This is a genomic window from Rhizobacter sp. (assembly GCA_021153565.1).
In the GTDB taxonomy this organism is placed as follows: domain Bacteria; phylum Pseudomonadota; class Gammaproteobacteria; order Burkholderiales; family Burkholderiaceae_C; genus Albitalea.
Window position 1 is genome coordinate 1 of the sequence record JAJKJU010000117.1, and the last position, 11,505, is coordinate 11,505.

Below are 11,505 nucleotides of genomic sequence, written 5' to 3' on the forward strand. Positions count from 1 at the left end.
CAAATGCTCGCCATAGCACGAGCTATGGCTGCGCTTTGCGCCTAGATCAGGCGCCTTTTGACGTGCTGCTCGGACACGCTCGAAATACTCTCAGCCTCTGAAGTCACAGATTCCGCATCCGATTCACGATCCGCACCGAGGCTCCCATGACCCGATACGCCGATGTTCACCAACGATCCATCAACGACCGGAACGCGTTCTGGGCCGAGCAAGCCGAACTCATCGATTGGCATCGACCCTTCGAGACGGTGTGTGACTACGACAACCCGCCGTTTGCTCGCTGGTTTGTTGGCGGGCAAACCAACCTCTGCCACAACGCGATTGATCGGCATCTGAAAGACCGGGCCGATCAGCCGGCGTTGATCTTCGTATCCAGCGAAACGCACGAGGAGCGGATCTACACCTTCCGCCAGTTGCACGAAGAAGTTCAGCGCATGGCCGCGAGCCTCATGGACCTCGGCGTGAACCAGGGCGATCGCGTGCTCATCTACATGCCGATGATTCCAGAGGCGGCCTTCGCAATGCTGGCCTGTGCACGCATCGGTGCCATCCATTCAGTGGTGTTCGGCGGCTTCGCAAGCGGCAGCTTGGCGACCCGCATTGACGACGCACAACCCGCGGTGATCGTGAGCGCCGATGCAGGCAGCCGCGCGGGCAAAGTGCTGGCCTACAAGCCGCTGCTCGATGAGGCGATCCGCCTCGCGAGTCACAAGCCGGGCAGGGTACTGCTGGTTGATCGCGGCCTTGCGCCGATGGAGCGCACGGCAGGTCGCGATGAAGACTACGCGGCATGGCGGCGAAAGCACCTCGCGACGAAGGTGCCATGTGTGTGGGTAGGCGCGACGCACCCGAGCTACACGCTTTACACCAGCGGCACCACCGGCAAGCCCAAGGGCGTGCAGCGCGACACCGGCGGCTATGCGGTGGCGCTGGCTGCGAGCATGAAGCACATCTTCCTCGGCCAGCCCGGCGAAACCTTCTTTTCCACCAGCGACATCGGCTGGGTGGTCGGGCACAGCTATATCGTCTACGGTCCGCTGATCGCAGGCATGGCGACCATCATGTACGAGGGCCTGCCGATCCGCCCGGACGCGGGCATTTGGTGGAGCCTCGTCGAAAAGTACAAGGTAACGGCCATGTTCAGCGCGCCGACGGCCGTGCGGGTATTGAAGAAGCACGATCCCAAATTCCTCAGGCAATACGACCTGACTTCGCTGCGTGCGCTCTTCCTCGCCGGCGAGCCGCTCGACGAAACCACGGCGAAGTGGATTGCAGACGGGCTCGGCAAACCGGTGATCGACAACTACTGGCAGACGGAGACCGGTTGGCCCATTCTCACCATCGCCAACGGCATCGAGGGCGCGCCAAGCAAGTTCGGCAGTCCCGGTGTCGCGATGTACGGATACGACGTGAAGCTCATCGACGAAACCAGCGGCGAAGAATTGAAGGGTGCGAATCAGAAAGGGGTGGTGGTCATCGAGGGGCCTTTGCCGCCCGGCTGCATGCAGACCGTCTGGCGCGACGACGCGCGCTTCGTGAAGACCTACTGGAACACCGTGCCGGGCCGCATGGTCTACAACACCTTCGACTGGGGCATACGCGATGAGGACGGCTACTACTTCATCCTCGGCCGCACCGACGACGTGATCAACGTGGCGGGGCATCGGTTGGGCACGCGTGAGATCGAGGAGAGCATCTCCAGCCATTCCAACGTGGCAGAGGTGGCGGTTGTGGGCGTGGCCGACCAGCTCAAGGGGCAGGTGGCGATGGCCTTCGTTGTGGTGAAGGACGCGAGCGGGCTCGTCGACGATGCCGCAAGGCTTCGGCTCGAAGGCGAGATCATGAAGACGGTGGACCAGCAGCTCGGCGCGGTGGGGCGGCCGTCTCGGGTGTACATCGTGGGTGTGCTTCCGAAGACGCGCTCGGGCAAGCTGCTGCGCCGTGCCATCCAAGCGGTGTGCGAGCAGCGCGATCCGGGAGACCTCACGACCATTGAAGACCCGACGGCGCTGTCGCAGATCAAAACCTTGGTCGCGGTCGGCTGAGAGGCTGAGAGGCTGAGAGGTTGAGAGGTTGAGAGGTTGAGAGGTTGAGAGGTTGAGAGTATTTCGATCATGCCCGCTCATCACGCCAAAAGACCCCTGTTCGTCGATGCAAATGCTCGCCATAGCCCGGGCTATGGCTGCGCTTTGCGCCTAGATCAGGTGCCTTTTGAGGCGCTGCTCGGACACGCTCGAAAAACTCTCAGCCTCTAAGAGGCTGAGTGCAAACAACAATTCGTCGCAGTTCCGCGATGCACCCGGGTGGAACCCTGGGGGTCGCTTGGGACTCCATCGGCACAATTCACGGTTTCGCCCACGAGGCGGGAATCATTCCGATCGATCGCTGGAGACCCGATGCGACCCACCTTTCAACTCCTGTTTGCCGCGGCCCTTTTCACCGCGGCAACTTCCTTTGCCACGCCGACCCTGCCGGGTCCGGCGTTCCCTCAATTTGCCGATGCAAAAGCCGTCGAGATGGCCTGCCAGCGCGGAATCGATGGTGCCAAGCGGCGGGTCAAGGCGCTTGAAAGGCACGCCCCCGACGCCAAGTGGCCTGCAGCTTCCGACGATCTCAACGCCTACGTTGAAGACGTCTCCGGTCCGATCGAGCTGCTTGTCAACGTTCACCCCGACAAGGGCATACGCGATGCCGCCCAGGCCTGCACGCTGCGTTGGCAGGACTTCGCGTCCACCCTCGGCCAGAACGAAAAGCTCTACAACGCCGCCCGCAAGGTGAAGCCCAGCGACGCCATCGACCGCGAATTCATGCGCGTGACCATGGACGCCTTCGAGGATGCAGGGGTGTCATTGCCGGCCGACAAGCGTCAGCGCGCGAAGCAAATCAGCGACCGGATCACCGAACTCGACCAGCAGTTCAACAAGAACATTCGTGACGCCAAGACCCAGGTACCTTTCACCGTCGACGAGTTAAGAGGCGTCCCGGAGTCGGTGTGGAAGGACAAGCCGCGCGACGATGCGGGCCGAGTCTTGCTGGGGCTGGACTATCCGACTTACCTGCCTGTGCTCGAGCGTGCCGAAAGCGCTGTGACCCGTGAGCGAATCTATCGGGCCAAGCTCACCGAGGGCGGCGAGGCCAACTTGAAACTGCTGGGCGAGATCGCTCAATTGCGTCGAGAGTACGCGCAGCTGTTCGGCATCAAGAGCTTTGCCGATTTTCAGCTGCGTCGCCGCATGGCGGAGAACACCACGAACACGCAGCGCTTCCTCGATGAAGTGAAGGTGGCCGTGAGCGAGCGTGAGGGACGCGAACTTGCCGAACTGCGCGAGGCCAAGGCCAAGCACCTGGGCACGCCACTGGACTCGACCAAGCTCGAGCGCTGGGACTTGCAGTTCTACACCGAGCGTGTGCGCCGCGAGCGTTACAGCGTCGACCAGGATGCCTTCCGCCAGTACTTCCCGCCTCAGGAAAGCCTGCAGTTCATCATGAAGGTGGCTGAGGACATGCTTGGCATCCGCTACACGCGTGTCGACGCCAAGCTGTGGCACCCGGACGTACAGGCCTACGCCGTCAGCGACGCCAAGACGGGCAAGCCACTCGCGACTCTGTACGTGGACATGTACCCGCGAGACGGCAAGTACAACCATGCGGCGGTCTGGAGCTTTCGCAACGGATCGACGCGATTGAGCCGTGTGCCGCAGGCCGCATACGTGGTCAACATGGACCGGAAGGGCTTGTCGCTCAGCGAACTGGAGACCATGCTGCATGAGATGGGCCATGCCCTGCACAACAACCTCTCGGCCACGCGATATTCATTGCAAGGCGGCACCAGCGTTCAGCGCGATTTCGTCGAAGCGCCGTCGCAGATGCTGGAAGACTGGGTCTACGACAAGCGAGTGCTCAAGCTCTTTTCAACCGTGTGCAAGACCTGCAAGCCGGTACCCGATGAACTGATCGACAAGGCTGTGCTGGCACGCGACTACGGCAAAGGTGTTCGCTATGCACGCCAGCATCTGTTCGCAAGCTTCGACTTGGCGCTGTATGCGGCCGATGCACCGGAGCCGATGAGTCTCTGGACCAAGATGGAGAGCGCCACGCCGCTTGGCCATGCGACGGGAACGATGTTTCCCGCCGGCTTCAGCCACGTCGCGGGTGGCTATGCGGCCGGTTATTACGGCTACCTGTGGAGCCTGGTTGTGGCGATGGACTTGCGCACTGCGTTTGAGGCGAATCACCTCGACCCTGAGGTCGGCATGCGCTACCGGACCGCGGTGTTGTCGCAGGGCGGGCAGCGTCCGCCGCGAGAATTGGTCAAGGACTTTCTCGGGCGGGAAACGAATGCCAAGGCGTTCTACGACTACCTGATGAAATAGTCTTGAAGTAAGGATTTGGCCCGGAATAGAGGCCTTTTGCATTTGTAGCCCGGGTTGCACCCGGGCTACAAAACCCTCAAAGCACCTCGCTCGCGAAATCTGCCAGACGCGAACGCTCGCCACGAGCCAGCGTCACGTGCCCCGAATGCGGCCAGCCCTTGAATCGGTCGACTGCATAGGTCAGGCCTGAGCTGCCTTCTGTTAGATACGGGGTGTCGATCTGTGCCAGGTTGCCCAGGCAGACGATCTTCGTCCCCGGTCCGGCCCGAGTGATCAAAGTCTTCATCTGCTTCGGCGTCAAATTCTGCGCCTCGTCGATGATCACGAACTTGTTCAGGAAGGTCCGCCCGCGCATGAAGTTGAGGCTCTTGACCTTGATCTTGCTGCGCACGAGGTCATTGGTCGCCGCGCGGCCCCATTCGCCACCACCGCCGTCGCTTTTGGACAGGACCTCGAGGTTGTCGTCCAGCGCTCCCATCCAGGGGCTCATCTTTTCTTCCTCGGTGCCTGGCAGGAAGCCGATGTCCTCACCCACCGGCACGGTCACGCGCGTAACGATGATCTCGGTGTAGCGGCGCTCGTCCATCACCTGTGACAAGCCGGCAGCCAGCGTCATCAAGGTCTTGCCGGTGCCCGCCGTGCCGGTCAGCGTGATGAAGTCGCATTCCGGGTCCATCAGCAGGTTGAGTGCGAAGTTCTGCTCGCGATTGCGCGCCGTGACACCCCACACTGCATTCTTCTGATGTGTGTATTCGCGCAGCGTCCGCAGCACAGCGGTCTTGCCCGTGATTTCGGCTACCTTGGCATACAGCGGCGCGGCACCTGGCGCTTCGAGGAACACGAACTGGTTGATCAACAAGGCCGGCACGAGCGGACCACTGATCCGGTAGTAGGTGAGCCCGCCCTGGCTCCAGCTTTCCATGGTCTTGCCGTGCCGGTCCCAGAAATCCATGGGCAGCGGCAGGACGCCGGTGTAGAGCAGATCGCCGTCGTCCAGCGTCTTGTCGTTGTGATAGTCCTCGGCAGGCAGGCCAAGCGCACGCGCCTTGATGCGCATATTGATGTCCTTGGACACCAGCACCACGTCGCGCTTGGGTTGCTGCTCTCTCAGGGCCTGGACCACGCCGAGAATTTGATTGTCGGCCTTGCCCTGTGGCAGGCCAGCCGGCAGGCTCACGTTGACCAGGTTGGTCTGGAAGAAGAGCTTGCCTGCTGCCTCGCGGTGGCCCGTGCGGGACAGCGCCAAACCGTCGGACATGCCGCTTGCATCGCGGACCCCCATGCTCGCAGCAAGCGCATCCAGGTCACGGCTGACCTGCCGGGCATTGCGCGACACCTCGGTCATGCCGCGCTTGTGCCCGTCAAGTTCCTCGAGCGTGATCATCGGCAAGTAAATGTCGTGCTCTTCAAAGCGGAACAGCGACATCGGGTCGTGCATCAGCACGTTTGTGTCGAGCACGAAGAGCCTGGGCGGGCCTTCGCCACGCGGCTTGCGAGCCCGAGGCTCCGGCGTGGCGCGCTTGGCTGCCGCGGGGACAGGTCGGGTTTCCACCTGTGGCGGGATGACAGGCGCCGCAGTCTCGGCGGTCTCGTCGAACATGCTGAGCTCAGGCGGCGACGCTGGCTCGGCCGAAAGATGTGTCTTTTGCGATCGTTTGCCCGGTTTGGGCGCGGCCTGCGAGTCGAAGTCGGTTTGGGTCAGGAGTGCAGCTCGTTTGGCAGGCGGCTTTGGAAGTGGCATGAGGGGTTGCGTCTCCGGTGCAGTTGAGAAGAAAAAAAGCCGCACAGTCGCCTGTGCGGCTTGATGGAGAAAGTGCGCGTTTCACAACTCACGAGCATGAGCCATTATGCACATCGCCGACGGCCCGACAACCCAATGTCTCACCGGAAGCATAGCTTTGCACTTGGCAACGATCTCGATTACACAAAAGGCTCAAACGACAAGAGCAAATGAAAGAATCTGAAAGACAAAGCCAGACTGGGGTCCGGCTTCGGGTTGGTCAGCGTGACGCGGGGCAACCGACAATCAGGCTGCTTTCTTCAGTGCCTTGACGGACTTCAGAACTTCCTCGACGTGGCCTGCCACCTTGAGGCCACGCCATTCGGCGCGGAGCACGCCATTGCCGTCGATCAGGAAGGTGGAGCGCTCGATGCCCTTGACTTTCTTCCCGTACATGATCTTGTTCTTGACCACGCCAAACATGTGGCAGAGCTTTTCTTCGGTGTCGGCAATAAGCTCGAAAGGCAGTTCAAGCGCTTGCTTGAACTTGTCATGCGACGCCATGTTGTCGCGCGAAACGCCGAATACGACCGCGTCAGCCTTCACGAAATCCTTGTGGTGGTCACGGAATTGCATTGCTTCAGTGGTGCAGCCAGGGGTGTTGTCCTTGGGGTAGAAATAGAGAACAACGGTCTGGCCGGCAAAGGCAGTGGGCGTGAATTTCACGCCCCCAGTTGCAAGCGCTTCAAATTCCGGCAGGGGTTTGTTGAGGGCTGGCGTCATGAAGTATTCTGCTCTGTTGCGCTTCGTGGGCGTAGCCGGTAATTATAAGTGAAGCGAGCCATCTTCCTGATGGCTGCGCTCGTACGGAAAAGCACTTATCGCGTCGTACTTGGCGACCCTTCGAAGAGCAGTGCCGCAACGACTGTCCGGCCCTCAGCCAATAGCACGTTGTAGGTTCGACAAGCAGCCGGCGTATCCATGGTTTCAATGCCAATTCGCGCATCGATCAGTGGCCGCAGAACGTCGGGTTTTGCGAACCGGATTCGCGCGCCGCTTCCAAAAATGACGAGTTCGGGTTTCAAATCGGCGAGCGTCTTGAAGTGGGTGTCCTTCAGATCATCGAACGAGATGGCCGGCCAGTCGATGACGTCGCCTCGCCAGGGCACGATCACGCTCGAGCGATGCTCGCGGCCGCTGACGATCACGCCGTCTGCGCTGTGTCTTGCGATGGCGTTGGTTCCTTCGATTCGTTCGGCTTGAAGTTTCACGGCGTTTCCACGGGAAGCGTGTGGTTAAATTATAGGTTTGCGCCGCAGCATTTTCGCCCGCGTTGCCCCCGGAGGGAAGTCCGTTGAAACCCATCGCCAAGTCGAGCAAGCTCGCCAACGTCTGCTACGACATTCGTGGCCCGGTGCTCGACAAGGCACGCCAGATGGAAGACGAGGGCCAGAAGATCATCAAGCTGAACATCGGCAACATCGCCGCGTTCGGCCTTGAGCCGCCCGACGAGATCGTGCAGGACATGATCCGCAACATGCCGCACACGGCGGGCTACACCGACAGCAAGGGCTTGTTCGCCCCGCGCAAGGCAGTGGTGCACTATTCCCAGGAAAAGCGTATTCGCGGCGTCGCAGTCGATGACGTGTACCTTGGCAACGGTGCGTCGGAGCTCATCGTGATGAGCATGAATGCACTGCTCAACGACGGCGACGAAGTGCTGATTCCGTCGCCCGACTACCCGCTGTACACCGCTGCCGTGGCGCTTTCGGGCGGAACGCCGGTGCACTACATCTGCGACGAGCAATCGGGCTGGTTGCCCGACATCGACGACATCAAGAAGAAGGTCACGGCCAACACCAAGGCCATCGTCGTCATCAATCCGAACAATCCGACGGGTGCGCTGTACCCAGTCGAGGTGCTTCAGCAGATCGTCGATGTGGCGCGCCAGAACGAACTCGTGGTGTTCGCCGACGAGATCTACGACAAGACCTTGTACGACGGCGAAACGCATACCAGCATCGCGTCTTTGGCCGACGACGTGCTTTTCGTGACCTTCAACGGGCTGTCCAAAAACTACCGATCCTGCGGTTATCGCGCAGGCTGGATGGTGGTGTCTGGCGAGAAGCGCCATGCCAAGGATTACATCGAGGGGCTGAACATGCTGGCCTCGATGCGGCTGTGTTCGAACACCCCTGGGCAGCTCGCGATTCAAACTGCGCTCGGTGGCTACCAGAGCATCAAGGATCTCGTCGCGCCCACTGGCCGCCTGGGCCGCCAGCGCGATCTCGCCTATGACCTGCTCTCGCAGATTCCAGGCGTGAGCGTCGTCAAGCCCAAGGCGGCGCTCTACATGTTTCCCAAGCTCGACGCGAAGCTTTACCCCATCGCCGACGACCAGCAGTTCGCCTATGAGCTGCTCGCCGAAGAGAAAGTGCTGATCGTGCAGGGAACGGGCTTCAACTGGTCGCAGCCCGACCATTTTCGTCTGGTGTTCCTGCCGAACTCCGATGACCTGACCGATGCCATCGGTCGTATCGCGCGCTTCCTCGATCACTACAGCAAACGTCATTCCCATTAAGAGGCGCCTAAAGGCCACCCGCACCATGAAACCCATCCAAGTCGGTCTGCTCGGCATCGGAACTGTCGGCAGCGGTACGTTCAACGTGCTGCGTCGCAACCAGGAAGAAATTCGACGCCGCGCCGGCCGTGGCATCGGGATCACCATGGTGGCCGACCTTGACACCGCGCGTGCGCAGCAAATCGTGGGCGACCAGGTGAAGGTCGTGTCCGATGCGCGCCAGGTGATTGCAAACCCCGACATCGACATCGTCATCGAGTTGATTGGCGGCTATGGCATCGCGAAGGCGCTGGTGATGGAAGCCATTGCCGCTGGCAAGCATGTTGTCACGGCCAACAAGGCGCTGCTTGCGGTACATGGCACCGAGATATTCGCGGCGGCGCGCGAGAAGGGCGTGATGGTCGCGTTCGAGGCTGCGGTGGCCGGCGGCATCCCCATCATCAAGGCGCTGCGCGAAGGCCTGACCGCGAACCGCATCGAGTGGATTGCCGGGATCATCAACGGCACGACCAACTTCATCCTCTCGGAGATGCGCGCCAAGGGGCTCGACTTCGCCGTGGTGCTGAAGGAAGCGCAACGCCTGGGCTACGCGGAAGCCGACCCGACCTTTGACATCGAGGGCGTGGACGCGGCGCACAAGGCGTCCATCGTCAGCGCCATCGCGTTCGGTATTCCGGTGCAGTTCGACAAGGCCTATGTCGAAGGCATCACCAGGCTGCAGGCGGCGGACATCACGTATGCCGAGCAACTGGGGTATCGGATCAAGCTGCTGGGGATCACGCGTCGTCGCGACGCGGGCATTGAGCTGCGTGTGCACCCAACGCTGGTGCCGAGCAAGCGGCTCATCGCCAACGTCGAAGGCGCGATGAACGCCGTGCTGGTGCATGGCGATGCCGTCGGCACGACGATGTATTACGGCAAGGGCGCAGGATCGGAGCCCACGGCATCCGCCGTCGTGGCCGATCTGGTGGATATCACGCGTTTGCACACGGCCGACCCGAATCATCGCGTGCCGCACCTTGCTTTCCAGCCTGACGAACTCGCGACCACGCCGATCCTGCCTATCGAGCAGGTGGTGACTTCGTTCTATCTGCGCTTGCAGGTGGCCGATCAGGCCGGCGTCCTGGCACGCATCACGGGCATCCTCGCTGACTCCAACATCTCAATCGACGCATTGCTGCAGCGCCCGCAAGATGCGGATGCCGAAGGGCAGACCAAGACCGACGTGATCATCCTCACGCATGAGACCATCGAAGGCAAGATGAACGAAGCCATCGCGCAGATGCAGACCCTGCCGACAGTGCTTGCACCCATCGTGCGTATCCGCAAGGAAGAACTCAATTGATCCGGAGCAGGCGTTGAAGTACATCAGCACGCGGGGCGACCGTACCGAGCGCGGCTTTTCGGACATCCTGCTCGAAGGCTTGGCGCCGGACGGCGGTCTGTATCTGCCAGTTCAGTACCCGAAGGTGGATGCGGCCACGCTCGCCAAATGGCGCGGGCTGTCGTATCACGAGCTGGCATTTGAAATTTTGTCGCTCTACATCGACGATATTCCTGCGGCCGACCTGAAGACGATCGTCGCCAAGACCTACACACCCGAAGTGTTCGGCACGCGCGAAATCACGCCCTTGAAGTCACTCGAAGCCGGCATGCAGCTCGAAGCACTGTCCAACGGACCGACGCTCGCGTTCAAGGACATGGCGATGCAGTTGCTGGGCAACCTGTTCGAGTACGAGTTGGGCCGGCGTGGCGAGTCGCTCAATATCCTCGGCGCGACATCAGGCGACACCGGCAGCGCGGCCGAATACGCTATGCGTGGCAAGAAAGGTGTCAAGGTCTTCATGCTCAGCCCGCACGGCCGCATGAGCGCCTTCCAGCAGGCGCAGATGTTCAGCCTGCAGGATGCAAACATCCACAACATCGCCATCGAAGGGGTGTTCGACGATTGCCAGGACATCGTGAAGGCAGTGTCCAATGACCTGGAGTTCAAACGCCGGCACAAGATCGGCACGGTGAACTCGATCAACTGGGCGCGATTGCTTGCTCAAGTCGTCTACTACTTCGCCGGCTATTTCCAGGCGACCAAGGCACCCGTCGATACCTCATCGGAGCTTCCAGTCGTGAGCTTCGCAGTGCCCTCCGGCAATTTCGGCAACATCTGCGCCGGCCACGTGGCGCGCAGCATGGGGTTGCCGATCAAGCGCTTGGTGCTCGCGACCAACGAGAACGACGTGCTCGACGAGTTCTTCCGCACCGGGACGTATCGCGTTCGCGGCAGCACCGAAACGCATGAGACGTCGAGTCCGTCGATGGACATTTCGAAGGCGTCGAACTTCGAGCGTTTTGTGTTCGATCTGCTCGGCCGTGATGGCGCGAGAACGAAGCAGTTGTTCAAGACGGATGTCGAGGATCACGGCTCGTTCACCGTCAGCGCCGATGAGTTCAGGCGCATCGCGAACTACGGCTTCGCGTCGGGCCGCAGCACGCATGCCGACCGCCTCGCCACCATTCGCGACACGTGGCAGCGTTTCAGCGTGATGATCGACACACACACTGCGGACGGGCTCAAGGTGGCCCGAGAGCACCTGGAGAGTGGCGTGCCGATGATCGTCCTGGAAACAGCCCTGCCTGCGAAGTTCGCCGAGACCATCGTCGAAGCGCTTGGGCGCGAGCCGGATCGGCCGGAAGCGATGCGCGGCATTGAGCAATTGCCCAAGCGGTTCAAGGTGATGCGGGTCGATGCTCAAGCGGTAAAGGGTTTCATCGCTGAGAATGCCTGAGGGGCCGCGCCCTCACCCCGGCCCTCTCCCGCAAGCGGGAGAGGGAGC

General features: G+C 61.2%; 8 protein-coding genes. 5 read left to right on the forward strand and 3 right to left on the reverse strand.

The genetic code is table 11. The features are described from left to right. The first annotated feature begins 128 nt into the window (after positions 1–128). Positions 129–2,045: a propionate--CoA ligase gene (locus AC30NL_RS07285; RefSeq protein ID WP_489463351.1), complete on the forward strand. Its 1,917-nt coding sequence runs from the start codon at positions 129–131 to the stop codon at positions 2,043–2,045. Between the two features lie 351 nt (positions 2,046–2,396). Continuing rightward, the gene (locus tag AC30NL_RS07290; RefSeq protein WP_489463344.1) at positions 2,397–4,373 is read left to right on the forward strand and encodes a M3 family metallopeptidase; all 1,977 of its coding nucleotides are present in this window, start codon (positions 2,397–2,399) and stop codon (positions 4,371–4,373) included. A gap of 76 nt (positions 4,374–4,449) precedes the next feature. Here the strand turns inward: AC30NL_RS07290 and AC30NL_RS07295 are convergent, their stop codons facing one another. The 3 genes from AC30NL_RS07295 to AC30NL_RS07305 all read right to left on the reverse strand — a co-directional run bounded on the left by AC30NL_RS07295 (position 4,450) and on the right by AC30NL_RS07305 (position 7,364). Continuing rightward, positions 4,450–6,114, reverse strand: a complete 1,665-nt coding sequence (locus tag AC30NL_RS07295) for a PhoH family protein (protein WP_489463345.1) — start codon at positions 6,112–6,114, stop codon at positions 4,450–4,452. A gap of 285 nt (positions 6,115–6,399) precedes the next feature. Continuing rightward, a complete protein-coding gene (locus tag AC30NL_RS07300) occupies positions 6,400–6,876 on the reverse strand; it encodes a peroxiredoxin (RefSeq protein ID WP_489463346.1) in 477 nt (158 codons plus the stop codon). Between the two features lie 95 nt (positions 6,877–6,971). After that, the gene (locus AC30NL_RS07305; RefSeq protein ID WP_489463347.1) at positions 6,972–7,364 is read right to left on the reverse strand and encodes an Mth938-like domain-containing protein; all 393 of its coding nucleotides are present in this window, start codon (positions 7,362–7,364) and stop codon (positions 6,972–6,974) included. An 83-nt stretch (positions 7,365–7,447) separates the two neighbouring features. Here AC30NL_RS07305 and AC30NL_RS07310 point away from each other — a divergent pair, with 83 nt between their 5' ends. Genes AC30NL_RS07310 through thrC form a run of 3 tightly spaced genes read left to right on the forward strand, consistent with a single transcriptional unit; the run spans position 7,448 to position 11,457 of the window. Then, positions 7,448–8,674, forward strand: coding sequence for a pyridoxal phosphate-dependent aminotransferase (locus tag AC30NL_RS07310; protein WP_489463348.1), 1,227 nt, complete (start codon positions 7,448–7,450; stop codon positions 8,672–8,674). Positions 8,675–8,699: 25 nt separating this feature from the next. Further along, entirely contained in the window at positions 8,700–10,019 is a 1,320-nt protein-coding gene (locus AC30NL_RS07315; RefSeq protein WP_489463349.1) for a homoserine dehydrogenase, read from the forward strand. A gap of 13 nt (positions 10,020–10,032) precedes the next feature. Further along, positions 10,033–11,457: a threonine synthase gene (thrC, locus tag AC30NL_RS07320; RefSeq protein ID WP_489463350.1), complete on the forward strand. Its 1,425-nt coding sequence runs from the start codon at positions 10,033–10,035 to the stop codon at positions 11,455–11,457. Positions 11,458–11,505: the final 48 nt, after the last annotated feature.